Genomic DNA, 25426 nt, shown 5'->3' on the forward strand with positions numbered 1-25426 from the left:
TACCTCAACCAGAGATCCTACGTAAAATCGGAATGGAGTTTAACACGGAACCTGCAAGGAGAGAACCGGGCGATCCCTCGCCCGGTAATACGATCAATGTGACGCTTTTTCGCTTTCGTCCGCGTCCAGAATTTCTTCTTCCGGGCGAATGACCGAGATCAGCTTGAAGATCAGGCTCAGGCCCACGCCGACGATGGTCGCCAGCGCCATGCCCTTCAGCTCGGCCGCACCAATGTGCACCTTCGCACCGCTCACGCCGATGATCAGGATAACGGAGGTCAGGATCAGGTTCTGTGCCTTGCTGTAATCCACTTTGGATTCAATCAGCACGCGAATACCGGAGGCGCCGATCACGCCGTACAGCAGCAGAGAAACGCCGCCCATTACCGGCACCGGAATGATCTGAATCGCTGCCGCCAGTTTACCGACGCAGGAGAGCAGAATGGCGATAATCGCCGCGCCGCCGATAACCCAGGTACTGTAGACGCGGGTAATCGCCATCACGCCGATGTTCTCGCCGTAGGTGGTGTTTGGCGTCGAGCCGAAGAAACCGGAAATGATGGTGGAGAAACCGTTCGCAAACATGGAGCGGTGCAGGCCCGGGTCGCGGATTAAATCGCGCTTAACGATGTTCGCCGTCACCACCAGGTGGCCGACGTGCTCCGCAATCACTACCAGCGCCGCAGGCAGAATGGTGAAAATAGCAAACCATTCGAAGCGCGGAGTGTAGAAGGTTGGCAGGGCGAACCAGTGCGCCTGAGCAATCGGGGTGGTGTCCACCACGCCCATCGCGAAGGAGAGCGCATAGCCCGCCAGCACGCCGATCAGGATCGGGATAATCGCCATAAAGCCGCGGAACAGCACGGAGCCAAACACCGTCACGCCCAGCGTTACCAGCGAGATGATAATGGTTTTGGAATCCGGTGACTGACCGTCAGCAGGCAGCAGGCCGGCCATATTCGCCGCCACACCCGCCAGCTCCAGACCGATAACCGCAACGATGGCGCCCATCGCCGCAGGCGGGAACATCACGTCCAGCCAGCCGGTACCGGCTTTCTTCACAATGAAGGACACCACGCAGAACAGGACGCCACACATGATAAAGCCGCCCAGCGCGACTTCATAACCCAGCGGCAGCAACAGTAACACCGGCGAGATAAAGGCGAAGCTCGACCCGAGATACGCCGGGATTTTGCCTTTACAGATAAAGAGGTACAGCAGCGTACCGATGCCGTTGAACAGCAGCACGGTGGCCGGGTTAATGTGGAACAGGATTGGCACCAGCACGGTTGCGCCAAACATGGCGAACAGGTGCTGCAAACTAAGCGGGATAGTCTGTAAAAGCGGCGGTCTTTCACTCACCCCGATAGCACGGCGCGTCATAGTGTTTTCCTCTGTGTAGTATTGTTGGTGTTTTATTCAAAAAAAAGCCGACTATCAAAGTCGGCTTATTTATCGTTATTCGATTATTTCGTACCAAAGATCTTATCGCCGGCATCGCCGAGCCCCGGGATGATGTACCCGTGCTCGTTCAGGCCCTGGTCGATAGAGGCGGTATACAGTTCAACGTCCGGGTGCGCTTTTTCCAGCGCCGCGATCCCTTCCGGAGCGGCAACCAGTACCAGCACCTTAATGCTGTTACAGCCCGCGTTTTTCAGCAGGTCGATGGTGGCGATCATTGAGCCACCGGTCGCGAGCATTGGGTCAACCACCAGCGCCATGCGCTCGTCGATGTTAGACACCAGCTTCTGGAAGTAAGGAACCGGCTCGAGTGTCTCTTCGTTACGGTAGATACCCACCACGCTGATACGCGCGCTTGGCACGTGCTCCAGCACGCCTTCCATCATGCCGAGACCGGCTCGCAGGATTGGCACCACGGTAATTTTCTTACCTTTGATCTGCTCAACCTGCACCGGGCCGTTCCAGCCTTCGATGGTGACTTTTTCGGTTTCCAGATCAGAGGTCGCTTCGTAGGTCAGCAGGCTGCCGACTTCAGATGCCAGTTCGCGAAAACGCTTCGTGCTGATGTCATGCTCACGCATCAGGCCCAACTTGTGTTTAACGAGTGGGTGTTTCACTTCCACAATCTTCATTCTCTTTCTCCTCTGAGGTGGCGTCCGCAAAAAAATCGCGGGATTATACCGCTTTTTTCAGATTAGGCCATACCCATGTTGCTTGACAGGGATCAAGCAAAGACAAAAAAGCCGGAGACTGGGCTCCGGCTTTTTTGCGGGGTTCTGCCGGGTGGCGCTTAGAGCTGCTCTCCGTTGCTGGCAATCACCTGCTTATACCAGTCGAACGATTTCTTCTTACTGCGGTTGAGCGTGCCGTTGCCTTCATTATCTTTATCGACAAAGATAAAGCCGTAGCGTTTTTTCATTTCACCCGTGCCGGCAGACACCAGGTCGATACAGCCCCACGGGGTGTAGCCCATCAGATCCACGCCATCTTCCACCACCGCTTTTTTCATCTCGCGGATGTGGGCGGCCAGATAATCAATACGGTACTGGTCGTTCACCATGCCGTCGCTCTCCTGCACGTCGATCGCGCCAAAGCCGTTCTCAACGATAAACAGCGGCAGCTGGTAGTGATCCCAGAACCAGTTCAGGGAGTAGCGCAGCCCGACCGGGTCAATCTGCCAGCCCCAGTCGGATTTCTGCACGTACGGGTTAGAGACCAGGCTCTTGCTTTCGTCGTAATCCAGCTGCGGGTTATCCGCCGTCGCCTTGGTGGCGAAGGACATATAGTAGCTGAACCCGATGTAATCGACGCAGCCCTGCGTCAGCGCCGCTTTATCCTCTTCGGTTATATCCAGCGCGAAGCCGCGACGTTCGAAGTAGTTGAGCAGGTGCTGCGGGTACTTGCCGCGCACGTGCACGTCGGTGAACCAGTAGCGGCGGTGCATGGCGTTCATCGCCATCATCATATCGTCCGGCGCGCAGGTCAGCGGGTAGATAGGACACATGGCAATCATGCAGCCAATCTGCAGCGACGGGTTAATCTCGCGCCCCGCCTTCACCGCCAGGGCGCTGGCCACGAGCTCGTAGTGCGCCGCCTGGAACATCACCGGTTCACGGTCTTCACCCGGCGCGTACTTCAGCCCGGAGTTCGTGAACGGCGCAAAGTCTTCGTGGAAGTTAGCCTGGTTGTTGATCTCGTTGAAGGTCATCCAGTACTTCACCTTATGCTGGTAGCGCTGGAACACCACTTTTGCAAAACGAACGAAGAAGTCGATCAGCTTACGGTTGCGCCAGCCGCCGTATTCGGTGACCAGATGGAAAGGCAACTCGAAGTGAGAAAGAGTGATAACCGGCTCGATGCCGTACTTCAGGCATTCGTCGAACAGATCGTCATAGAATTTCAGGCCAGCCTCGTTAGGCTCAAGCTCGTCGCCTTTCGGGAAGATCCGCGTCCAGGCAATAGAGGTGCGGAAGCATTTGAACCCCATCTCGGCAAAGAGTTTGATGTCTTCTTTATAGCGGTGGTAGAAATCGATGGCTTCATGGTTAGGGTAATTTTTCCCCTCCAGCACGCCGTTGGTGATTTCACGCGGCACGCCGTGCGCCCCCGCGGTCATGACGTCGGCGACGCTCACGCCCTTGCCGCCCTCTTTCCAGCCGCCTTCCAGCTGGTGCGCCGCAACGGCCCCGCCCCACAGAAAATCTGCTTTAAATCCTGACATTCGCTTTCCCTCATTCTGCGTTATTTTCTGCAAAAACAATTACAGAAACCGGTTTCAGTTCGATGATGTGCAAAGGGCATAGCTGTTGCAAGCAGTTCTCAGAAACCGGTTTCATTTTCGTGAACAGAGTCAAGTTTGGCTGCATTCACGAAGTACACAGAAAAAAAGATCCCCACGTCCAGAATAGGCTCGCAAACGTTTGCCTGGACTGTTAGAATTGCGCCGATTTTTCTTACTAGCTATGCAATCGCGTGGGGATTTAAGCCGTGACCAACAAAACTTCTCTCAGCTACAAAGATGCCGGTGTTGATATTGACGCAGGTAATGCGCTGGTTGACCGAATCAAAGGTGTGGTGAAAAAAACCCGCCGCCCGGAAGTGATGGGTGGTCTGGGTGGATTCGGCGCACTGTGCGCGCTGCCGCAAAAATATCGTGAACCTGTTCTGGTCTCGGGTACTGACGGTGTAGGCACCAAACTGCGCCTGGCGATGGATTTAAAACGTCACGACACGATCGGTATCGATCTGGTCGCGATGTGCGTGAATGACCTGGTGGTTCAGGGCGCAGAGCCGCTGTTCTTCCTCGATTACTTCGCGACCGGCAAACTGGACGTGGATACCGCTGCCAGCGTGATTAACGGTATCGCCGAAGGCTGTCTGCAGTCCGGCTGTGCGCTGGTCGGTGGTGAAACCGCAGAAATGCCGGGCATGTATCACGGCGAAGATTATGACGTCGCGGGCTTCTGCGTCGGCGTAGTAGAAAAATCAGAAATTATCGACGGCAGCAAAGTGGCCGATGGCGATGTGCTGATCGCGCTGGCTTCCAGCGGCCCGCACTCCAACGGCTACTCCCTGGTGCGTAAAATCCTCGAAGTGAGCGGTTGCGACCCGCTGACCACCGAGCTTGACGGTAAACCGCTGGCTGACCATCTGCTGGCGCCGACCCGCATCTACGTGAAAAACGTGCTTGAGCTTATCGAGAACGTCGACGTTCACGCTATCGCTCACCTGACCGGCGGCGGCTTCTGGGAAAACATCCCGCGCGTCCTGCCGGACAACACCCAGGCGGTGATCGACGAATCCTCATGGCAGTGGCCAGCCGTGTTTAACTGGCTGCAGACCGCGGGCAACGTGAGCTCTCACGAAATGTACCGCACCTTTAACTGCGGCGTTGGCATGGTTATCGCCCTGCCGGAAAGCGAAGCGGATAAAGCGGTTAAGCTGCTGACTGAAAAAGGTGAAAACGCGTGGAAAATCGGTACGATTAAAGCTTCCGATTCCGAACAGCGTGTGGTCATTGAATGAAAAACATCGTGGTGCTCATTTCCGGCAACGGAAGCAATTTGCAGGCCATCATAGACGCCTGCAAACAGAAGAAAATCAATGGCACCATTCGGGCAGTTTTCAGCAACAAGGCCGACGCGTTCGGCCTTGAGCGCGCGCGGGAAGCGAACATTCCCGCGCACGCGCTGGAAGCCAGCCAGTTCGCCGGGCGTGAAGCCTTTGACCGCGAGCTGGTTCAGGAGATTGATGCCTACGCGCCGGACGTGGTCGTGCTGGCGGGCTATATGCGTATTCTAAGCCCGGCCTTCGTCGAACACTTCGCCGGACGTCTGCTGAATATCCACCCTTCCCTGCTGCCGAAATATCCCGGCCTGCACACCCATCGTCAGGTTCTGGAAAACGGCGATGAGGAGCACGGCACCTCCGTGCATTTCGTTACCGACGAGCTGGACGGCGGCCCGGTGATACTTCAGGCCAAAGTTCCGGTCTTTGACGGCGACAGCGAAGAAGACGTGACCGAACGCGTGCAGACCCAGGAACACGCCATTTACCCGCTGGTGGTCAGCTGGTTTGTCGACGGGCGTCTCGAGATGCGCGACGGCGCAGCCTGGCTGGACGGCGTGAAGTTACCCCCGCAGGGTTATGCGGCGGAAGAGTAGTTTGCTATGTCGGGTGGCGCTGCTGCGCTTACCCGACCTGTTCATTGCATTACCCGATATTCCCTTCTCCAACCTTCTAAAATCCCCAACAAAAAAAATAACTGTCATACTTTTCTGGCACTGTTGGACATATCGTGGAAATGCTCGCCATAATAAGGACGAGACGGATTTACCACGTCCTGTGATTGAACTGGAGTGTGAGCTGTAATGGGTCAGGAAAAGTTATATATCGAGAAAGAGCTAAGCTGGTTAGCATTCAACGAACGTGTACTCCAGGAAGCGGCAGACAAAAGTAACCCGCTGATCGAGCGCATGCGTTTTTTGGGCATTTATTCCAACAACCTGGATGAGTTCTACAAGGTTCGCTTTGCCGAGCTGAAAAGACGCATCATCATCAGCGAAGAACAGGGCTTAAACTCGCACTCGCGGCATTTACTGGGTAAAATCCAGTCCCGCGTGCTGAAAGCCGATCAGGAATTTGACGGCCTGTATAACGAACTGCTGCTGGAGATGGCGCGCAATCAAATCTTCCTGATTAACGAACGTCAGCTTTCCGTTAACCAACAAAACTGGCTGCGCCACTACTTCAAACACTATCTGCGCCAGCACATTACCCCGATTCTGATCAACCGCGAAACCGATCTGGTCCAGTTCCTGAAGGATGATTACACCTACCTGGCGGTGGAAATTATTCGCGGTGAATCCATCCGTTACGCGCTGCTGGAGATCCCGTCCGACAAGGTGCCGCGCTTTGTGAACCTGCCGCCGGAAACTCCGCGCAGACGCAAGCCGATGATCCTGCTCGATAACATCCTGCGCTACTGTCTGGACGACATCTTCAAAGGCTTCTTCGATTACGATGCGTTAAACGCCTACTCGATGAAGATGACTCGTGACGCCGAATATGACCTGGTGCACGAGATGGAAGCCAGCCTGATGGAGCTGATGTCCTCCAGCCTGAAACAGCGCCTGACGGCTGAACCGGTGCGTTTTGTCTATCAGCGCGATATGCCGGACGCCATGGTGGAGATGCTGCGCGAGAAACTGACCATTTCGCGCTATGACTCCATCGTGCCGGGTGGCCGCTACCACAACTTTAAAGACTTTATTGGCTTTCCGAACGTCGGCAAAGCCAATCTGGTCAATAAACCGCTGCCGCGCCTGCGCCATCTGTGGTTCGATAAATTCCGCAACGGATTCGACGCCATTCGCGAACGTGACGTGCTGCTCTACTATCCGTACCACACGTTTGAGCACGTGCTGGAACTGCTGCGTCAGGCCTCGTTCGACCCGAGCGTGCTGGCGATTAAAATCAATATTTACCGCGTGGCAAAAGATTCCCGCATCATCGATGCGATGATCCACGCGGCGCACAACGCCAAAAAGGTCACCGTGGTGGTTGAGCTGCAGGCGCGCTTCGACGAAGAGGCCAACATTCACTGGGCGCGCCGTCTGACGGAAGCCGGTGTGCACGTCATCTTCTCCGCGCCGGGGCTGAAAATTCACGCCAAGCTGTTCCTGATCTCCCGTAAAGAGGGCGACGATGTGGTGCGTTATGCCCACATCGGTACCGGGAACTTTAACGAGAAAACGGCGCGAATTTATACCGACTACTCGCTCTTGACCGCCGACGCCCGCATCACTAACGAAGTGCGCCGGGTCTTTAACTTTATCGAAAACCCGTACCGTCCGGTGAGCTTCGACTATCTGCTGGTCTCGCCGCAGAACTCGCGCCGCCTGCTGTACGATATGATCGATAAAGAGATCGCCAATGCCCAGAAAGGGCTGTCGTCCGGCATCACGCTGAAGCTTAACAACCTTGTCGACAAAGGGCTGGTGGACAGGCTATATGCAGCGTCCAGCTCCGGCGTGCCGGTTAACCTGCTGATCCGCGGCATGTGCTCGCTGATCCCGGAACTGGAAGGCATCAGCGACAATATTCGTGTGATCAGCATCGTTGACCGTTACCTGGAACACGATCGGATCTATATTTTTGATAATGCGGGTGATAAACAGGTCTATCTCTCTTCGGCAGACTGGATGACGCGCAATATTGACTACCGTATTGAAGTCGCGGCACCGCTGCTGGATCCGCGTCTGAAGCAGCAGATCCTCGACATCATCGAGATTCTGTTCAGCGATACCGTGAAAGCACGCTATATCGACAAAGAACTCAGTAACCGCTATGTACCGCGCGGCAACCGCCGCAAAGTGCGGTCGCAACTGGCGATTTACGACTATATCAAATCACTCGAGCAACCCGATTAACCTATGCCGATAAATGATAAGACCCCACGCCCGCAGGAATTCGCCGCGGTCGACCTTGGCTCTAACAGTTTCCACATGGTCATCGCCCGTGAGGTGGATGGCGCGCTGCAGATCATCGGTCGTCTGAAGCAGCGCGTACATCTGGCGGATGGTCTTGATGAACGCAGCATGCTCAGCGAAGAGGCGATGGAGCGCGGGTTAAACTGCCTGTCGCTGTTTGCTGAACGCCTGCAGGGCTTCTCGCCCTCCAGCGTGTGCATCGTGGGCACCCACACCCTACGCCAGGCCCTGAACGCCCCGGAGTTCCTCAAGCGGGCCGAAAAAGTGATCCCTTACCCGATTGAGATCATCTCCGGCAACGAAGAAGCGCGTCTGATTTTCATGGGCGTTGAGCACACCCAGCCGGAAAAAGGGCGCAAGCTGGTTATCGATATCGGCGGTGGCTCAACGGAGCTGGTGATCGGCGAAGACTTTGAGCCGCGCCTGGTGGAAAGTCGCCGTATGGGCTGCGTCAGCTTCGCACAGATGTATTTCCCGGGCGGCACCATCACCCGCGAGAACTTCCAGCGCGCGCGTATGGCGGCCGTCCAGAAGCTGGAAAACCTGGCCTGGCAGTACCGTATTCAGGGCTGGAACGTGGCGCTGGGCGCGTCAGGCACCATCAAGGCGGCGCATGAGGTGCTGCTGGCGATGGGTGAAAAAGACGGGTTTATCACGCCCGAACGCCTGACGTTGCTGACCGAAGAAGTGCTGAAGCATAAAAGTTTTGACGCCTTAAGCCTGCCGGGTCTTTCCGACGAGCGTAAAGCGGTATTCGTGCCGGGGCTGGCTATTCTCTGCGGCGTGTTTGATGCCCTCGCCATAAAAGAGCTGCGTCTGTCGGACGGCGCGCTGCGCGAAGGCGTGCTGTATGAGATGGAAGGCCGCTTCCGCCATCAGGATATTCGCAGCCGCACCGCGCAAAGCCTGGCCAACCAGTACAACATCGACCGTGAACAGGCGAAGCGCGTGCTGGACACCACGGTGCAGATGTACGAACAGTGGCAGGAGCAGAATCCTAAGCTCGCGCACCCGCAGCTTGCCGCGCTGTTGAAATGGGCCGCGATGCTGCACGAGGTGGGGCTGAACATCAACCACAGCGGGATGCACCGCCATTCTGCCTACATTCTGCAAAACAGCGATCTGCCTGGCTTCAACCAGGAGCAGCAAACCATGATGGCGACCCTGGTGCGTTATCACCGCAAGGCCATCAAGCTTGACGATCTGCCGCGCTTTACGCTGTTCAAGAAAAAACAGTTCCTGCCGCTTATTCAGCTGCTGCGTCTGGGCGTGCTGCTCAATAACCAGCGTCAGGCGACAACGACGCCCCCAACGTTAAAACTGAAAACAGACGACCATCACTGGACGCTGAGCTTCCCGCACGACTGGTTCAGCCAGAACGCGCTGGTCCTGCTGGATCTGGAAAAAGAGCAGCAGTACTGGGAAGCGGTCACCGGCTGGCTGCTCAAAATCGAAGAAGAGAGCGCCGACGTCGCAGCGTAACGGCTCAGGCGTCCGCGGTGGACGCCTCTGCTTCCAGCAGTGACTCAAGCGGTGCCGGTCTGCCAATCAGATAACCCTGCACATAATCGATGCCTAGCGCCTGAACCGCGCTACGTATCTCTTCGCTTTCGACATACTCCGCCACCACCAGCATTTTCTTCATGCGCGCCAGATGGCAGATAGACGCCACAATCTGATAATCCAGGCTGTTGTTGACGATATTGCGGATAAAGCTGCCGTCAATCTTGAGAATATCCGCGTCCACGCTTTTCAGCCGCGCATAGCTCGCATAGCCGGTGCCAAAATCATCAATCGCAATACGTACCCCCATTTTCTGCAGCTGCCGGAGGATGTGTAGCCCCTGCTCCGCATTGCAAAAAGTGCTGCACTCCGTCACTTCAAAGATCAGCTGCCACGGCTCAATGGCGTATTTCGCCAGCAGGCGACTCACCTCAAGCGGAAACTGCACCCGACACACGGTCGACGGGGCAAGATTAATGGCAAAGCGCTGGCCGGGCAGTCTTTCGCGATGCGCGGCCAGGAAACACAGGGTGTGCTCGAGCACCCACAAATCTACCCGCGAGGAGAGGCCAAACTCCTGCGCGACGGGCAGGAACCGGTCGGGGGAGATCAATAGCCCGTTGATATCCGGCATCCGGAGCAGGACCTCGTGATAGCAATCGCCACGCATGCCGCGAACGGGTTGAACCAGCAGGGTGAATTCGTCGTTATCCAGCGCCTTTTGCAGGCGGCTCATCATTGCGACTTTATTCTTAAGGTTGCGCTGCAAATGGACGGCCCCACGCTGCTGAAGATTTTCCGGATGGTTGGAGGAGAGCGACAGATCGGCGACCACGCCCAGCTCGCCCAGCACCAGATAAAGATGGTTAACCGGGGACCGGACATAGCAATAGCTCACGCCCACCTGCGGCTGCAGCGGCATGCCGTCCCAGACAAAGCGGAACTGCTTGATATGCTCGTCCAGGGCTTCAATACGCTGCTGGTGCGATTCCGCGTTAAGCCGTACCGCCAGGTCATACCCGGTCAGGTGATAGACCAGCTCATTGGGCTGGAGAATGCCATTCACCCACTGCGCCAGCTGCTGCTTGTACTGAATCCTCAGCAACACGCCGTAATTTCGGCCCAGAATTTCCAGCTCCGGAATGCGCAGCAGGCAGAGCGCCGACCACGGGTTTTTCGCCAGATCGCGCGACAGCGCCCGCAGGTTAGGCATATGGACGACCGGGTCGAGCAGCGCCAGCCTGCGGGAGCGTTTGTTCGCCGCGCGCTGCCGGGTCGCCAGCATCGACATATAAATCACCACGAACGAGAAGACCAGGTAACTGGAAGAGGTGATCGCCAGCTGAATGTCATACCCAGGATTCACCGGGATATAGCGGTAAAAATAGTGAATAGATACCAGCAGTACCGGCGTCCAGATAAGCGAAATCAGCTTATATCCAAAACGCATCGCGCCCCAGAGCATCACCGGCATCAGCAGGGAAAGGGTGTAGTTGGTGGTGAAAATGGAGCTGTTCTCATTCATCGGAAGTAGCAGCAGCGAAAGCAGTCCGCCAAGCGCGATAACCCACATTAGAAACTCAATGACCGTCACCTTTTTGTCTATCCCGGAACGGATCTGCGAGAGAAGGCTTATGAGATAGCGCGGATGGCGAAGCAGGCGGATCAGCAGATAGCTCAGCGGCACGCCCGTCAGCCCGCTGACCAGCAGCGTCTGATAGTTGATGAGCGTGCGAATATTGAGGGGGTTTAATCCCGCAAGGCTCTGACGGCTCTCATACACGCCCAGATAGACCGCAAACTGAAACAGCACCAGAAACAGCGTCGCAGGGCAGAATACCTGCCAGAAGATGCGCTGCGCCATCAGCCGCACGTCGCCGTACGCGGTCATATTCCGTCTGGGCGCAAATACCCGGTAGCCACCCCAACTGAGGACTAAAGGGACGACAAAATGGAGGATCCCCGCGAAGGTTTCAAACATCCCGACCGACGGGTAATAGCGGATAAACAGCGACAATACGATCCCGGGCAGCGCTTCCAGGCCAAAAAACATCATCAGCGAAAGCAAAAATGAGAGGGGTAAATAATAGAGTGCCGCAATGCCGTCGCCCAGCTGCGTGAAGGTATTCGCGATACTCAGCACGGGAAGTAAAACCACAGGCAAAATAAGCGGCAATGCCCACCAGCGGTTTTCATTTTTTTTCAGGAAAGCCAGAATGTTCATAGATGCCCGGTTAAACCCCTTTCGCTCCAGAGGGAAAATAAAGACAGGCATCCAACCTGACGTAAGCGCCGCCCGGCAGCGTGCGGGCGAACTGTGTGGAGGAAGGATTTTAAATATAAGGGCCGGGAAGCCGTTGACTTAAATCAAACTATTTTACGCAAATATCTGTTTGCGGCGTTTTTTTGAAATCATTTTCTTCATATTATCAATGTGGTAAATGCCTTAACTAATTTCAATAACACTAATTAATGTAAACATTGACGGTTATTTACACACAGCAGAATTGACCCCGTCTTCCCGCTGTGCCTTAATATCCTTGTCGCCCAAAAGGGCTTATCCAGGAAAAACAGAGTGAGTCAGGTCACGCGTATGCGAAAACGACATCAATTTAATACCCGAATGACCCGCATCATACTGCTCATCAGCTTCCTGTTTTTCTTTGGCCGCTTCGTTTACTCTTCAATTGGCGCCTGGTACCACCATCAGGACAAAACCCAGTCGCAGCAATCCAGCCTGACCGTCGACACCGCCGATCGCTAAACAGCCGAAGGATGTTGCACGAGCCGAATAATGGCCGCGATCCCTTTGCTGAGGATTTTATCCTGCCGCATGACCACCGCCAGCTGCCGCTGCAGCATGGGCGTAAGCGACATCACGCGTAGCCCTTCGCGATCGACATCCTTTTCGACCGCCATTCGCGGCACAATACTGTAGCCCAGCCCCGCGCGAACCATGCGTTTGATCGCCTCGATGCTGCCAAGCTGCATCACCGGTGCGATCGCTAATCCATTAACCGCAAACCAGCCATCGATCAGCGCCCGGGTACCGCTGCCTGATTCAAAGGCAATCAGCGGCTGAGCGTGCAGCGCCTCCGGGGAAAAGTCCCTGAAAGCCTCCAGCTGCTCCTGCGACGCGATAAAAACAAACTCTTCGTCCATTACCGGCATGACGTCCAGCGATCTGCCACTTACCGGCAGCGTCACCAGTCCCATATCGAGCCGGTTCTCTTCGATGGCCCTGACGATATCGAGCGTGTTGCCCGTCGTCACCCCCACCCTCAGGAGCGGATAGTCGCGCCGCAACTTCTCCAGCAGCGGCGGCAGAAGATGGATGCAGGCCGTTGCCCCCGTGCCAAGCGTAATGATGCCGCTCACATCGTGGCTGAATGCGCTCACGGACCGGATGGCGTCATCCACCGCCAGTTGAATACGCTCTCCGTGCGCCAGCAATGCTTCTCCGGCAGGCGTCGCCTTAATCCCCCGCCCGGTACGCTCCACCAGCCGCGTTTGCAGAAACTGCTCCAGCTGGCGTATTTGCAGGCTGACGGCGGGCTGGGAGATACCCAGCGCATCCGCTGCCGCTGAAAAGCTGCCGCGCTGGATCACCAGACGGAACGTGGCGAGATAGCCCAGATTAAGCGTTGTCATTCAAAGTTTCTCTTATACCGCGCATAAGGTTGCTGCCCTGCCAGCACAATAGCGCGCGAGTTATGCTCAGGACAACTGCATAACGGAATGAAAAACAATGGAAACACCTGCCCTGCCACGCCGCCTCGCCCTCGCGGCGGGATGTCATCAGCTCATCAACTGGGGGATCTCGTTTTATATGCCCGGCACCTTTGCGCTGGCCATTTCAGCCGACCGGGGATGGTCATCACCGCAGATTTACCTCGGCCTGACGCTGGCGATGCTGGTGATGGCGGCGGTTTCCCCGTTTGTCGCCCGCCTGCTGGCACGCTTTGGCGGTCAGAAGGTGGTAATGAGCGGCACGTTGCTGATCGCCGCAAGCTGCGCAGGGATGGCGTACAGCCAGACGCTTTTTGGCTGGTACTGCGCCTGGCTGATCGGCGGCACAGGGATGCGCCTGTCGCTGTACGATGCGCTGTTCGCCGCGCTGGTAAACCTCTACGGGCAGCAGGCGCGAAGAACAATCTCACGCGTCACGCTGGCGGGCGGGCTGGCCTCCGCCGTTTTCTGGCCGCTGGGCGATGCTCTGCTTCATGTCATGAGCTGGCAGGAGGCGCTGCGCGTCTATGCTCTCTTCGGCCTGCTGAGCGCGATGCTGATTCGAACGCTTCCCCGACAGCGGCTGACGGTGACGGCAAGGGTCGCCGCGCCGCCGCTGAACAACGAGCGGCGTAACGGCTGGCTTTATGCCGCCTTCATTGCCCTCATCACCTTTGTCTCTAACGGCACGTCCACCCATCTGCCGGAGTTTATTGCCCACTTCGGCCTGCCGGTCGCCATCGGGATGCTGTGGGGGATCGGCCAGACGGGCGCTCGTTCTGTGGAGGTGCTGGCGGGCGCTCGCTTAACGCCGTTCAGGCTGACCCTTTTCACCGCCCTCGCCATGCCGCTCTGCTTTCTTCTGGGGATGAGCAGCGCCCTGTTTGCGTGGTGTGCGGCCGGGTTTGTGCTGGGCTACGGCGCCATCAACGGGCTGGTCACCATCGTAAAAGCCGCCCTGCCGCTGGAGCTGTTTAGTACCGAGAGCTATGCCCGCCGCACGGGCATGCTGCTTATCCCCGGCCAGCTGATGGCGGCAGCCTCACCGTTCGCCTATGCGTGGCTGAATAAAACGCTGGGGATAGCGGGTGCAATGTGGGCTTCTACGGGGCTGACGCTGGTAATTGCCGGGCTGGCGATAGCGATTGTGCGCCGTCCACGCAGGCAAACTGTATCGCACTGTATCCAGAGCGTCACGCTGACAAACGGGTACAAAACCCCGCCTCCGGCAAATATCTCCGATACATAAAAATGGTTTTCTTTCCCTGTCGCCATTCAGAACCGATGAGGAGAGAGCCCATGATTCGTCGCTATGCACTTTTACCCCTGCTTGTCCTGGCATCTGTAGCCCATGCCCAGGCCACACCGCTCGACAACCTGAGCGCCGCGGACGTGAACGGCCCCGCCGCCGTTGCCCCGCTGGCGCAGCCGCAGCCGCCCGCAAAGCTGATCGTCGATCCCCCGCTTGCCGGGCCGCTGAGCAAAGGCGCGGTGTTTATCCAGTACCGTGCCGAAAACCTGCGTATCGAGCCGGTATTCGGACCTGAAGCGCTCAAGGTCACCCCGCGCATCGGGCACATTCACGTGGTGGTGGATGACGCGCCGTGGCACTGGGCTGACGCCAGCGGAGAACCGGTGATCCTGGTAGGGCTGCCCGCCGGTAAACACAAGGTGACGATAATTCTGGCCGACCCGACGCATAAGCCGCTCGACCACAAAACCGTTGAATTCACCGTCCCGCCCCATGCGGCGGTCCACCATTTTTAAGGAGTCTGAAGATGAAAGCACTGTCTGTAGTCACGGCAGGCCTGCTGGCGCTTTCCGCCAGCGCCTTTGCGCAGAGTAATACCAGCGTCGTGCTGGTGCACGGCGCGTTTGCCGACGGCAGCAGCTGGAATAAGGTAATTACCCTTTTGCAGAAGCAGCACGCAGAAGTCATTGCCGTCCAGCTCCCGCTCACGTCGCTTAAGGATGACGTTGCGGCCACGCGGCGGGCCATCGCCCGCGCCCAGGGTGACGTGGTGCTGGTGGGCCACTCCTGGGGCGGCACCGTCATTAGCGAGGCGGGCAACGATGCGCGGGTCAAATCGCTGGTATACGTAGCGGCGTTCGCGCCGGACTCCGGCCAGTCGACGGCGGATCTGGCAGGAAGCTTCCCCGCGCCGCCGGGCAGCGCGGGCATTGCCAAAACGGCGGACGGCTATTTATACCTGCCAGCGGACGCCGTCAGGAAGGATTTCGCGCCTGACGTGAAACCGGTAGAACAACAGACCATTGCGGCCACGCAGGGGCCAATTAAGGCCGAGGCGTTTGGTGAAAAGGTTGCCCACGCGGCGTGGCATGACAAACCTAGCTGGTATGTGGTCAGCAAGAATGACCGAATGATCAACCCCGATCTTGAACGCGCGATGGCGAAGACGATCCATGCGAAAACCGCCGAGGTGGCGGCAAGCCACGTGTCTATGGTCAGCCAGCCGGAGGCTATCGCCCGGACGATTGCGCAGGCGGTTGAAGCAAAGTAGTATTTTTGCGGACTTTATGCCGGGTAAGCACGGCGCCACCCGGCAAAAAAGACCGCTTCAGCGCTCCCTGTTCGCGGGATAATCCCGATTAATCCACGCGTGGTCCTCTTCCCAGGTGAACATCCATTTACGCACCGGGCCGGCCATCACGTTGAGGTAGTAGCTGTCATACCCGGCCATCGTCGCGACCGGGTGGTAGCCCTTCGGCACCATCACCACGTCACGGTTATAGACCGCCATACACTCATCCAGCGTTCTGTCGTCGGTATAGACGCGCTGCATGCAGAACCCCTGCTCCGGGTTGAGGCGATGGTAGTAGGTCTCCTCCAGATACGTCTCCTGAGGCGGGTTATCCGTGTCGTGCTTGTGGCTCGGGTATGAGCTGGTGCAGCCCTCACTGGTCCACACCTCCACCACCAGCAGGCTGTCGGCGGGCCTGTCTTCCGGCAAAATATTATGCACGTAGCGCTGGTTATGTCCTTTGCCGCGCGCTTCACCGTCGATATCCTGCGGGGCAATCAGCCGCGTCGGATAGGTGCCCTTGCCCGGCGCGGCGCAGACCGCCAGCTCCAGCGTCGTCAGCGCCTTCACCTGCACCGACTCCTGCGGAGTGACGTAAACCGCCCACGGCTTGATGCGCTCGAAGGGGCTCATCCGCTCGCCGATGTCGTTAAACTGCGCGGAAGGCGTGCTGATGGAGGCGCGTCCGGCCACCAGCACCAGACAGCGCTCTTCGCTGACGGCGGGCAGCGTCAGCAGCTGCCCCTCCTGCAGCTCATACGCCTCAAAGCCAACGTATCCCCAGCCGGCGCGTTCCGGCGTGACGGACTGCGTGCGCCCTTCACCGTTCGGCTGTTGCCAGCGTGATAGCAGACGTGACATGTCACCTCCTCAAATCAGTCCGGCGTCGCGCGCCAGGCGGCTCAGGTTGTTATACCCCAGACGGGCGTAGGTCAGCGGATGGGCAATCGCCGGATCCTGCTCGGCCTCGACCACCAGCCAGCCGTGATAATCCTGCACCTTCAGCAGCCGCATAATCGGCGGGTAATCGACGCAGCCGTCGCCCGGCACGGTAAACACGCCGCTCAGCACCGCATCGAGGAAGCTGGTTTTGCGGTTTTTGACGTCCGCCAGCACGTCGGCGCGCACGTCTTTGCAGTGAACGTGATTGATGCGCGACGCCCAGCGCTGCGCCACCGCCAGAGGATCGGCCCCGGCAAAGGTCAGATGGCCGGTATCCAGCAGCAGTCCGACCGCCTCCCCGGTGTGGGTCATCAGATTGTCCACGTCCTCGGCAGATTCAATCACCGTGCCCATATGGTGATGGTAGGCAATCTGCACGCCCTGCTGCTGCGTATAGCGGGCAAATTCGGTGAGCTTCTCGCCGTACTCCTTCCAGCGTTCCTGCGGGAAGCGCGGGCGCAGATGCACCGGGGTCTGCTGCTCGCCGTGAATGCAGCCGCTCACTTCCGCAAACACCAGCACCTTCGCCCCCAGCTCGCGCAGCAGCGTCAGGTGGGACTGCACGGCGGCGATCTCCTCCTCCACGCTGCGCTCCAGCAGGCGGCCGGAGTACCAGCCGGAGACCAGCTGCAGGTCGTGACGCTGCAGGATGGGGCCAAGCAGGCGCGCTTCGCGCGGGAATTTATTGCCCAGCTCGAAGCCGGCAAAACCGGCCTCTTTACCTTCGCTCAGACAGGTCTCCAGCGACGTCTCCGCGCCGAGAGAAGGCAGATCGTCGTTCGTCCACGTCAGCGGATTAATGCCTAATTGCACACTCATTGTCGTCTCCATTATGCGTGTCCGCGCTCGCGCCACCAGGCGATAAGCTGCAGGTAGTTGTCCCGGATGCGCGCCACCAGCTGCGCATCGTCAATATCTTGCTTCAGCCACGCGCGGGAGGCATCGCCAAACAGCGTGCGTCCCACGGCGAAGCCTTTTACTACCGCCTGCCCCGCTGCGGCTTTGAAGTCCGCGCGCAGCTGTTCTGCCGGGGCGTCCAGGCCGAGGATCACCACCCCGCGGCAGTGCGGGTCCCGGCGTTCGATAATCTCGCTCAGCGCCGTCCAGCCGTCGGCGGAGAGCGGCGGCAGCTTCCACCAGTCCGGGTAAATGCCGAGGTTGTAGAAGCGGGAGATGGCGCGCAGGTAGAGCTCGTCGCTGCGCGGCATGGTCGCGGGCAGGATCACCTCCAGCAGCAGCTCGTGCCCGGACCGGCAGCAGGCGTGGTACACCTCGGCTATTTTCTGCTCCTGCTCCAGGCGCAGGCCGTGGGCATCTTCCGGGTGGAAGAAGACCAGGCACTTCACCACGTGCTCCTGCGGCCAGCTGATAAGCTGGGTGCCGATGTTGCCGTGCTCCATCTCCAGCGGCCTAGAGCCCGGCAGCTCAATGGGACGACCAATCCACCACCCTTCCCCGGTGATCGCGTTCAGCGCGTCCTGACCAAAGGTGCCGTCGCACAGCAGTCCGGCTTTGCCCTCCAGCCCGGCGCGGCTCGCCGCCTCGCGGCTGGCCTGCAGGATCAGCTGCTTCAGCGCCGGAATGCGCTTAAGCGACGCGCCGCACTGCATCGCCATATCCTCAAGCTGGCTGCGGTGGTCGAAGGCCATCACGCACAGCTCCGGCCATTCGCGGCGGCGGGTGGTTACCCGGTGTAGGTGGTTCAGACGCGGGTCGAGATCCGGGCGTGGCACCATCGCGGCGCGGGAGAGATAGTCATCCAGCTCGATTTTGCTCGGCATCGCCGGGGCGCAGCCGTGGCGCGAAACCACCAGCGCGCCGCAGGCGTTGGCGTAGCGGCACGCCTGCTCCCAGCCTTCGTCGTTCAGGTAGCCGCGCAGCAGGCCGGACATAAACGCGTCCCCTGCGCCGAGGACGTTCAGCACCTCCACGCGCACGCCGGTCACCGTCAGGCCGTCGTCCAGCCGGGGCGGAATGGCGTCGGTGTAGACCGAGCAGCCGAGCGCGCCGCGTTTGCAGACCAGCGTTGCTTCACTGACGGCGCGCACCTGCTCCAGCGCCTGCAGGGTCTCCGTGCTGCCGCCCGCAATGTGAAACTCCTCCTCGGTGCCGACAATCACGTCGAAGAGGTGCAGCACCTCCTGCAGCTCGCGGGTGACCTTATCGGCGGCGATAAAGCGCGTTTCCCCGTCGCCTAAGGCGGTCAGCCCCCACAGCACCGGACGATAGTCGATGTCCAGCACCGTGCGCACGCCGTGACGGCGGGCATAGCCCAGCGCCGTCAGCACCGCCTCGCGGGTTTGCGGATGAGAAAGATGAGTCCCGGTGATGGCAAGACAACGTGCGGAGGCAATGTAGCTTTCGTCCACATCGCTGGCGGTAATCGCCATATCCGCGCAGTTATCGCGATAAAAAATCAGAGGAAAGGTGTCCCGGTCTTTAATGCCGAGGAGCACCAGCGCCGTAAGGCGTTGTTTATCGGTAATCAGATGGCTGGTATCGCAGCCCACCTGGTTGAGCTCTTCCCGCAGGAAGCGGCCCATATGTTCATCGCCGACGCGCGCCAGCATCGACGAACGTAAACCCTGGCGCGCGGTGCCGTACGCCACGTTACCCGACGACCCGCCGAGGTATTTGGCGAAGCTCGACACATCCTCCAGACGGGCACCAATCTGCTGACTGTAGAGGTCTACCGCCACGCGGCCCATGCATATCACATCAAACTGCTTTTCCACGTTGATACCTCATCAGACAATGTCGTTCACGTTCAGCCAGCGGCCTTCCCGGTGCGAGAGCGCAATCGCGTCCAGCACGCGAGACACCTTCCAGCCCTCTTCGAAGTCCGGCCACATCGGCGCGTCGGCGGCAATACCGTCCACCAGGTCGCGCACCTCCACCGTTTTTTGATCGTTAAAGCCTATCCCGTGGCCTGCGCCCATGCAGAACGCGGCGTAGTCCGGGTGCGCCGGGCCGACAAGTAAGGTGCGGAATCCCTGACGATTCACCGGATCGTCATGCAGATAGAGCTTCAGCTCGGCCATGCGCTCCTGGGTGAAGCTGATGGCGCCTTTCGTCCCGGTGATGACGTACGACAGCCCCATCTTGCGGCCACAGGCAACGCGGGAGGTTTCAATCACGCCCTGCGCCCCGCCCGCGAAGCGCACCATCGCGTGGGCCTGATCCTCGTTTTCGACGGCAATCATCTCAGACGATCCGGCCTTCGCCGGGCGCGCCGGGACCACGATCTTCAGGTCGCCGCAGACCTGCTCAATCTCCCCGACCAGGTACTGGGCCATATTGACGATATGAGCCGCGAGGTCGCCCAGCGCCCCCAGCCCGGCGGTCTCTTTGAAGCAGTGCCAGTGAACAGGCGAGAGCGGGTCGGCCATATAATCTTCGTTGTGGGTGCCGTAGAAGTGGATCACCTCGCCAATCTCGCCGCGCGCAATAATCTCCTTCGCCAGCTGCGCCGTCGGGTTTTTCATGTAGTTGAACCCCACCAGCGTTTTCACCCCGGCCCGCTTCGCCGCGTCTACCATCTCGCGCGCGTCGTGGGCGTTCAGCGCCAGCGGCTTCTCCGAGTAGACGTGCTTGCCGTGGCGGATCGCCTCCAGCGCCATCTCTTTATGCAGGTGGTTCGGCGAGCAAATATCCACCACGTCAATGGCCGGGTCGGCCACCAGCGCCCGCCAGTCCCCGGTGGAGCGGTTGAAGCCAAACGCCTGCGCGCGCTCTGCCGCCAGCTCCGGCGTGACTTCCGCCACCATCTCGCGCACCAGCCTGCCGCGCAGGTTGAACACCGTCGGGGCCTGGGCATAGGCGATAGCGTGCGCCTTGCCGATATAACCGGTGCCAATTAATCCAATACGAACCTCTTTCATCGTGATCCTCACAGTGCGCCGCGACGGCTTTTGGCATAGGTATCGAATGCCACCGCCAGAACGATAATTAATCCGGTGATAATCTGCTGGTAGTAGGCCGAGACGTTCATCAGCACCAGGCCGTTAATCAGAATCCCCATGATAATGGAGCCGATGATGGTGCCGCCGATGCGCCCGTAGCCACCCATCAGGGAGGTACCGCCGATCACCACCGAGGCGATGACGCGCAGCTCAAAGGAGATCCCGGCCACCGCCTCGGCGCTCCCCAGACGCGCGCTCAGGATGAAGCCCGCCAGCCCGGCCAGACAGCCGATCAGCACGTAGACGCTAACCAGCACGCGCTTCACGTTCACCCCCGCCAGGCGCGCCGCCTCCGGGTTACCGCCGATGGCGTAGACGAAGCGGCCCCAGCGGGTTTTATGCAGCGCCAGATAGCCGCCGAGGGCGACGATGGCGAAGATCCAGATCGGAATGGAGATGCCGAGCAGCTCCCCGCGCCCCCACCAGCGGTAGCCAGGGTCGAAACCGGCGATCGGCGCGCCGTCGTTGATCACCAGCGTCAGGCCGCGCCAGATGGTCATCCCGCCGAGGGTCACGATGAACGGCGGCAGGCGCAGGCGGGTCACGCCCAGACCGTGCAGGAAGCCAATCGCCGTGCCCATTGCCAGACAAATCCCCAGACCAATCAGCCAGCTCATGCCGCCCCAGGCGTTCGGATCGACGGTGGTGAAGTTGTCGCCCTTAATGACGTACGCCGCGGTCATGGCGCACACCGCCAGAATGGAGCCCACGGAGAGGTCAATCCCGGCGGTCAGAATAACGAAGGTCATCCCCACGGCCATGATCCCGTAGATGGAGACTTCGGTCAGGATGTTGAAAATATTGCGTTCAGAGAAAAAGTTGCTGTTCTGCGACTGGAAGAAGATCAGCAGCAGGATCATGAAAATCAGCACCCCGAAGCGCTCGAAGAAGGCGATGGGATCGATGCGTCCGGCGCGTTTGGCCGGGGCCTGCGTTTTAGAAATCATCTGCGTCATGAGAAACTCCGTTATGCCGCGTTCAGGGCGTTGTGGTTGATGGCCATCATCGTCATCAGCCGTTCTTCGTTAGCGTCGTCGCCGTGGATCTCGCCGGTCACCCGGCCTTCGCTGAGGGTGATGATCCGGTCGGACACCGCCATCACCTCAGGCAGATCGGAGGAGATCACGATCACCGCCACGCCCTTTTTCGCCATGTCAAACAGCACCTGGTGCACTTCCGATTTGGTCCCCACGTCGATGCCGCGCGTCGGCTCATCGACGATCAGCACCCGCGGGTTGAGCGCCATGCAGCGCGCGAGGATCACCTTTTGCTGGTTGCCGCCGGAGAGCTTGCGCACCTCCTGCGCGCTGTCGACCATTTTGATCTGCAGCGCCTTGCGGTAGGACTCAATCAGGTCGTCCTCCTTGCGGGTGTTTACGAACCAGCGCCACTGCAGCAGCGAGGAGAGGCAGGAGAGCGACAGGTTGTCGCGAATCGACAGCCCCAGCACCGCCCCCTCTTTTTTGCGGTCTTCCGGTACCAGCGCCACGCCCTGATCGAGGGCATAGAGCGGGTCGCGCGGCTGGTACGGCACGCCGTCCAGCTCAAAGCTCCCGGCGGTAAAGGCGTCTGCGCCAAACAGGCAGCGCGCCACTTCGGTACGCCCCGCGCCCACCAGCCCGGCAATGCCTAAGACCTCCCCGGCGTGAACGTGGAAGCTGATGTCGTGCAGGGCGATGCCGTGCGGATCCAGCGGCGGCTTTTCGCGGCTCAGCCCCTTCACCGCCAGGCGGACGGGTTTGTCCTCATGATGGGTTTCGCTGGCGGGGCGACGGTTAAAGGCCACGTCGCGTCCGACCATCAGGCGGATCAGCTGCTCGACGTTGGTCTCCGCCACCGCGCCGGTGCCGGTAAAGCGGCCGTCCTGGAAAACGGTGAAGCGATCGCAGAGCTGGAAAACTTCGTGCAGGCGGTGGGTAACGTAAATAATGCTCACGCCGCGGTTTTTAAGCTCCCGCACCACGCGGTGCAGGCTTTCCACTTCGCTGTCGCTCAGCGCGGCGGAGGGTTCGTCCATGATGATCAGGCGGGCGTTGAGGGTCAGCGCCCGGGCGATCTCCACCATCTGCTGCTGGGCGACGCTCAGGCGGGCGACCGGCGTGGTCGGCGCAACGTTCAGTTGCAGGTAATCGAGAATGACCTGCGCCTCCTGGTTGACCGCCCTTTCGTCGACGATCAGGTTCCGTTTACGCGGCTCGCGCCCGAGAAACATATTTTCCGCGACGGTCATGTTGGGCAGCAGGTTGAACTCCTGATAGATGGTGATAATGCCCTTGTTCTGCCGTTCCACCGGGGAGTCGTCCACCGGCAGCGTTTCGCCGTTGAACCAGATCTCCCCGCGCGTTTGCGGCTGCGCGCCCGCGAGCGCCTTCAGCAGCGTGGATTTACCCGCCCCGTTTTCCCCCAGCAGGGCGTGGATCTCCCCCGCGCCGACGGTCAGCTGGGCGCTGCTCAGCGCCCAGACGCCGGAAAAGCTTTTTGCCAGGTCGGTCACTTTCAGTAAGGGTTGCGACATCGGTCTGCTCCTCCTCATCTTGAGCCGCCGGAGGCGGCTCGGGACATATCAGTTACCGGCCTCGCCGATACGCTCAGCCTGCTGCAGGTTCTCTTTGGTGATCAGCGTCGGCGGATAGTCGGCCCCGGTAATGGCTTTCTTCTCGCGCACGTTGGCCACCAGCTGGCTCATCGCCGTCTGCACCGCAAAGCCCGGACGCTGATCCGCCGTCACCGCCAGCCAGCCGTCGCGCACGCGGGCCAGCGCTTCCGGCACCGCATCAAACCCGGTCACGAGGATTTCGCCCGGCTTCACGCCCTGGCTCTGCAGGGCTTCAATCGCGCCCAGCGCCATATCGTCGTTGGCGGAGAGGATCACCTGCGGGCGTTTCGGCAGCGAAGGCAGAACGCTTTCAACGATGCGCATCCCTTCAGAACGCATCCAGTTGCCGGTCTGGTCGGCGACGATCTTGTATTTATCCCCGCCCGCCTTCAGGCTGTCGCGGATCCCTTTGGTGCGTTCAATATTGGAAGAGGAGCCCGGCTGGCCGGTGAGGAGAATGATCTCCGCGCCGTTGGGGAATTTGGTTTTGACGAAATCGCCAATCGCCTGGCCGCCCTTGTAGTTGTTGGCGCCAAAGTGCGGCACTTTCTTCTGGCTGTCGACGGATCGGTCAAGGGTAACCACCGGCAGCTTCGCGTCCTGAATTTCATCCACCGCGCTGGAGACCGCGTTGACGTCGTTCGGGGAGACGATAAAGCCCTGCGCCCCGCGGGTGATGGCGTTTTCCAGGTCAGCCACCTGCTTCGGCGAGCTGCCCTGCCCGTCCAGCACCTGAAGCTTCACGCCCATCTCTTTTGCGGCTTTCACCGCCGTGCGCTGCATGTGAACTTCAAACGGCATGGCCAGGTTTGGCGTACTGAAGACGATTTGCTCGTTTTCGGCGAGGGCGGCCCCGGACGTCATGGCGATGAGGGCGGCTACGATCAGTTTTTTCATTATTATGTCTCTCTGTGTAGGGTTGTTGTGTTTAGAGGACGATCTCGCGCTGGCTGCGCAGTGACTCCAGCGCTTTATCCGCGAGGTACAGCGCACGTTCACCATCATCGCCGCTGCAGTCAGGCACCGCTTCCCCGCGCAGGACCGCGACAAAGTGTTCCCATTCCGCGGCGTAAGCGGATTTGTAGCGCTGCAGGAAGAAATGTTCCGGCAGCGCGCTGGTGCAGCCCTGTTTGCCGTAGTGCTGCACCTGGTTTTCCAGAATGTTGCCCGCGCACAGCAGCCCTTCGGAGCCGTGCAGCTCCAGGCGCTGGTCGTAGCCGTAAGATGAACGGCGGCTGTTGACGATGGTCGCCATCGCGCCGGAGGCATATTTCAGAACGATAAACGCGGTATCGATATCCCCCGCCTCGCCAATCGCCGGATCCACCAGGTTGCTGCCCTGGGCATACACCGACACCGGCTCTTCGCCCATGATGAAGCGCGCCATGTCAAAATCGTGAATGGTCATATCGCGGAACATGCCGCCGGAGACGCGCACGTACTCAGCAGGCGGGGGAGACGGGTCGCGGGAGATGATGAGCAGCGATTCCGGTTTGCCGATGCGCCCGGCCTGCGCGTCGGTTTTCACGCGGCGGAACTGCGGGTCAAAGCGGCGGTTAAAGCCGATAAACAGCGGCACGTCGTACTCTTTGACCACCTTCAGGCAGTCGCGCACGCGGGCGAGGTCGAGATGTACCGGCTTTTCACAGAAGATGGCCTTGCCGTGGCGGGCGGCCATTTCAATCAGGTCCGCGTGGGTATCGGTGGCGGAGGCGATCAGCACGGCGTGAACGTTAGGGTCGGTCATCGCTTCTTCCAGGCTCTGCTGGCGGGCCTGATACTGCGTGGCGAGGCGGGTGGCAAATTCCTGATTCGGGTCAACCACGGACCAGAGCGTGGTCGCGCCGTGGCTGGCGATGTTAGCTGCATGTACCTGGCCAATTCGGCCAGCGCCCAGTAAAGCAATGTTAAACATAACGGCTCCCGGTGTTGGTGAATGCTGTGAACTAACGACCCTATAAATAAAACATTTATTTCATTTTTATAAATAGTGAAAATTATGTTTTTGAGTGCGGGTTAACACTTTTGAGATGAATGAGATAAATTCTGTTATCAATCTCACAACATGGCGGGAGGGATGCCCTCGCCATTACAGAGGGGCGAGGGAGAAAAAAACGCACCGTTCCGTCCCCTCTCCCGGTGGGAGAGGGTTAGGGTGAGGGGAAAACAAAAATGAAATGAAAATTTCGTTACGGCAGG

20 protein-coding genes and 1 pseudogene are annotated in these 25426 nt (G+C 59.1%); 8 read left to right on the forward strand and 13 right to left on the reverse strand.

What is annotated here, in order from left to right; all coding sequences use genetic code 11:
- Positions 1-93 precede the first annotated feature (93 nt).
- The 3 genes from uraA to F0320_RS15805 all read right to left on the reverse strand — a co-directional run bounded on the left by uraA (position 94) and on the right by F0320_RS15805 (position 3682).
- The gene (gene uraA / locus F0320_RS15795) at positions 94-1383 is read right to left on the reverse strand and encodes a uracil permease (protein WP_047060720.1); all 1290 of its coding nucleotides are present in this window, start codon (positions 1381-1383) and stop codon (positions 94-96) included.
- 83 nt (positions 1384-1466) lie between these two features.
- Positions 1467-2093: a uracil phosphoribosyltransferase gene (upp, locus tag F0320_RS15800; RefSeq protein WP_023308769.1), complete on the reverse strand. Its 627-nt coding sequence runs from the start codon at positions 2091-2093 to the stop codon at positions 1467-1469.
- A gap of 158 nt (positions 2094-2251) precedes the next feature.
- Positions 2252-3682 (reverse strand): 6-phospho-beta-glucosidase, encoded by a 1431-nt coding sequence (locus F0320_RS15805; RefSeq protein ID WP_126329948.1) that lies wholly within the window; start codon positions 3680-3682, stop codon positions 2252-2254.
- 266 nt (positions 3683-3948) lie between these two features.
- Between F0320_RS15805 and purM the strand changes: the two genes are divergently transcribed.
- From purM to ppx, 4 genes are all read left to right on the forward strand, one after another.
- Entirely contained in the window at positions 3949-4986 is a 1038-nt protein-coding gene (gene purM / locus F0320_RS15810; RefSeq protein WP_126329951.1) for a phosphoribosylformylglycinamidine cyclo-ligase, read from the forward strand.
- Positions 4983-5624, forward strand: a complete 642-nt coding sequence (gene purN, locus F0320_RS15815) for a phosphoribosylglycinamide formyltransferase (RefSeq protein WP_032643559.1) — start codon at positions 4983-4985, stop codon at positions 5622-5624. The genes purM and purN overlap by 4 nt, the downstream gene beginning before the upstream one ends.
- A 207-nt stretch (positions 5625-5831) precedes the next feature.
- Positions 5832-7892 carry a polyphosphate kinase 1 gene (ppk1, locus tag F0320_RS15820; RefSeq protein ID WP_033146179.1) on the forward strand — a complete coding sequence of 687 codons (2061 nt, stop codon included), beginning with the start codon at positions 5832-5834 and terminating at the stop codon, positions 7890-7892.
- Between the two features lie 3 nt (positions 7893-7895).
- Positions 7896-9434 carry an exopolyphosphatase gene (gene ppx, locus F0320_RS15825; RefSeq protein WP_023308773.1) on the forward strand — a complete coding sequence of 513 codons (1539 nt, stop codon included), beginning with the start codon at positions 7896-7898 and terminating at the stop codon, positions 9432-9434.
- A gap of 4 nt (positions 9435-9438) precedes the next feature.
- Here the strand turns inward: ppx and F0320_RS15830 are convergent, their stop codons facing one another.
- Entirely contained in the window at positions 9439-11679 is a 2241-nt protein-coding gene (locus F0320_RS15830) for an EAL domain-containing protein (RefSeq protein ID WP_126329953.1), read from the reverse strand.
- Positions 11680-12048: 369 nt separating this feature from the next.
- Here F0320_RS15830 and F0320_RS15835 point away from each other — a divergent pair, with 369 nt between their 5' ends.
- Positions 12049-12219, forward strand: coding sequence for a YfgG family protein (locus F0320_RS15835; protein ID WP_023333002.1), 171 nt, complete (start codon positions 12049-12051; stop codon positions 12217-12219).
- On the opposite strand, the pseudogene F0320_RS15840 reads toward F0320_RS15835, so the two are convergent.
- A pseudogene (locus tag F0320_RS15840) lies at positions 12216-13131 on the reverse strand (LysR family transcriptional regulator). The gene F0320_RS15835 and the pseudogene F0320_RS15840 sit on opposite strands and share 4 nt — an antisense overlap.
- 72 nt (positions 13132-13203) lie before the next feature.
- Here F0320_RS15840 and F0320_RS15845 point away from each other — a divergent pair.
- The 3 genes from F0320_RS15845 to F0320_RS15855 are packed head-to-tail and all read left to right on the forward strand — an operon-like array spanning position 13204 to position 15706.
- Complete coding sequence (locus tag F0320_RS15845) at positions 13204-14433, forward strand: MFS transporter (protein ID WP_126329957.1); 1230 nt, start codon at positions 13204-13206, stop codon at positions 14431-14433.
- A 50-nt stretch (positions 14434-14483) separates the two neighbouring features.
- Entirely contained in the window at positions 14484-14951 is a 468-nt protein-coding gene (locus F0320_RS15850; protein ID WP_126329959.1) for a DUF6130 family protein, read from the forward strand.
- Between the two features lie 11 nt (positions 14952-14962).
- On the forward strand, positions 14963-15706 hold the full coding sequence (locus tag F0320_RS15855; protein ID WP_126329961.1) for an alpha/beta fold hydrolase: 744 nt from the start codon (positions 14963-14965) through the stop codon (positions 15704-15706).
- 57 nt (positions 15707-15763) lie between these two features.
- Here F0320_RS15855 and iolB read toward each other — a convergent pair whose 3' ends face one another.
- Genes iolB through iolG form a run of 8 tightly spaced genes read right to left on the reverse strand, consistent with a single transcriptional unit; the run spans position 15764 to position 25142 of the window.
- On the reverse strand, positions 15764-16588 hold the full coding sequence (gene iolB / locus F0320_RS15860) for a 5-deoxy-glucuronate isomerase (RefSeq protein WP_126329963.1): 825 nt from the start codon (positions 16586-16588) through the stop codon (positions 15764-15766).
- Between the two features lie 9 nt (positions 16589-16597).
- The gene (iolE, locus tag F0320_RS15865) at positions 16598-17488 is read right to left on the reverse strand and encodes a myo-inosose-2 dehydratase (RefSeq protein WP_126329965.1); all 891 of its coding nucleotides are present in this window, start codon (positions 17486-17488) and stop codon (positions 16598-16600) included.
- Between the two features lie 11 nt (positions 17489-17499).
- On the reverse strand, positions 17500-19404 hold the full coding sequence (locus F0320_RS15870) for a bifunctional 5-dehydro-2-deoxygluconokinase/5-dehydro-2-deoxyphosphogluconate aldolase (RefSeq protein ID WP_126329967.1): 1905 nt from the start codon (positions 19402-19404) through the stop codon (positions 17500-17502).
- Between the two features lie 12 nt (positions 19405-19416).
- Positions 19417-20550 carry a Gfo/Idh/MocA family protein gene (locus F0320_RS15875; RefSeq protein WP_149323897.1) on the reverse strand — a complete coding sequence of 378 codons (1134 nt, stop codon included), beginning with the start codon at positions 20548-20550 and terminating at the stop codon, positions 19417-19419.
- A gap of 8 nt (positions 20551-20558) precedes the next feature.
- Positions 20559-21587: an ABC transporter permease gene (locus F0320_RS15880; protein WP_126329971.1), complete on the reverse strand. Its 1029-nt coding sequence runs from the start codon at positions 21585-21587 to the stop codon at positions 20559-20561.
- Between the two features lie 11 nt (positions 21588-21598).
- The gene (locus tag F0320_RS15885; RefSeq protein WP_047652664.1) at positions 21599-23146 is read right to left on the reverse strand and encodes a sugar ABC transporter ATP-binding protein; all 1548 of its coding nucleotides are present in this window, start codon (positions 23144-23146) and stop codon (positions 21599-21601) included.
- A gap of 48 nt (positions 23147-23194) precedes the next feature.
- Entirely contained in the window at positions 23195-24124 is a 930-nt protein-coding gene (locus F0320_RS15890) for a sugar ABC transporter substrate-binding protein (RefSeq protein WP_021241824.1), read from the reverse strand.
- Between the two features lie 31 nt (positions 24125-24155).
- Positions 24156-25142, reverse strand: coding sequence for an inositol 2-dehydrogenase (gene iolG, locus F0320_RS15895; protein WP_047652665.1), 987 nt, complete (start codon positions 25140-25142; stop codon positions 24156-24158).
- Positions 25143-25426 lie beyond the last annotated feature (284 nt).

It is taken from the genome of Enterobacter dykesii (assembly GCF_008364625.2).
Classification (GTDB): Bacteria; Pseudomonadota; Gammaproteobacteria; order Enterobacterales; family Enterobacteriaceae; genus Enterobacter; species Enterobacter dykesii.

What these genes read in the sequence shown, in the direction of transcription:
- F0320_RS15835 (WP_023333002.1), top strand. Translation starts at nt 12,049, where the DNA reads ATGCGAAAACGACATCAATTTAATACCCGAATGACCCGCATCATACTG.
- F0320_RS15845 (WP_126329957.1), top strand. Translation starts at nt 13,204, where the DNA reads ATGGAAACACCTGCCCTGCCACGCCGCCTCGCCCTCGCGGCGGGATGT.
- F0320_RS15830 (WP_126329953.1), bottom strand. Translation starts at nt 11,679, where the DNA reads ATGAACATTCTGGCTTTCCTGAAAAAAAATGAAAACCGCTGGTGGGCA.
- ppx (WP_023308773.1), top strand. Translation starts at nt 7,896, where the DNA reads ATGCCGATAAATGATAAGACCCCACGCCCGCAGGAATTCGCCGCGGTC.
- F0320_RS15875 (WP_149323897.1), bottom strand. Translation starts at nt 20,550, where the DNA reads ATGAAAGAGGTTCGTATTGGATTAATTGGCACCGGTTATATCGGCAAG.
- iolE (WP_126329965.1), bottom strand. Translation starts at nt 17,488, where the DNA reads ATGAGTGTGCAATTAGGCATTAATCCGCTGACGTGGACGAACGACGAT.
- iolB (WP_126329963.1), bottom strand. Translation starts at nt 16,588, where the DNA reads ATGTCACGTCTGCTATCACGCTGGCAACAGCCGAACGGTGAAGGGCGC.
- purN (WP_032643559.1), top strand. Translation starts at nt 4,983, where the DNA reads ATGAAAAACATCGTGGTGCTCATTTCCGGCAACGGAAGCAATTTGCAG.
- uraA (WP_047060720.1), bottom strand. Translation starts at nt 1,383, where the DNA reads ATGACGCGCCGTGCTATCGGGGTGAGTGAAAGACCGCCGCTTTTACAG.
- F0320_RS15850 (WP_126329959.1), top strand. Translation starts at nt 14,484, where the DNA reads ATGATTCGTCGCTATGCACTTTTACCCCTGCTTGTCCTGGCATCTGTA.
- F0320_RS15890 (WP_021241824.1), bottom strand. Translation starts at nt 24,124, where the DNA reads ATGAAAAAACTGATCGTAGCCGCCCTCATCGCCATGACGTCCGGGGCC.
- F0320_RS15805 (WP_126329948.1), bottom strand. Translation starts at nt 3,682, where the DNA reads ATGTCAGGATTTAAAGCAGATTTTCTGTGGGGCGGGGCCGTTGCGGCG.
- F0320_RS15885 (WP_047652664.1), bottom strand. Translation starts at nt 23,146, where the DNA reads ATGTCGCAACCCTTACTGAAAGTGACCGACCTGGCAAAAAGCTTTTCC.
- upp (WP_023308769.1), bottom strand. Translation starts at nt 2,093, where the DNA reads ATGAAGATTGTGGAAGTGAAACACCCACTCGTTAAACACAAGTTGGGC.
- ppk1 (WP_033146179.1), top strand. Translation starts at nt 5,832, where the DNA reads ATGGGTCAGGAAAAGTTATATATCGAGAAAGAGCTAAGCTGGTTAGCA.
- F0320_RS15880 (WP_126329971.1), bottom strand. Translation starts at nt 21,587, where the DNA reads ATGACGCAGATGATTTCTAAAACGCAGGCCCCGGCCAAACGCGCCGGA.
- iolG (WP_047652665.1), bottom strand. Translation starts at nt 25,142, where the DNA reads ATGTTTAACATTGCTTTACTGGGCGCTGGCCGAATTGGCCAGGTACAT.
- F0320_RS15855 (WP_126329961.1), top strand. Translation starts at nt 14,963, where the DNA reads ATGAAAGCACTGTCTGTAGTCACGGCAGGCCTGCTGGCGCTTTCCGCC.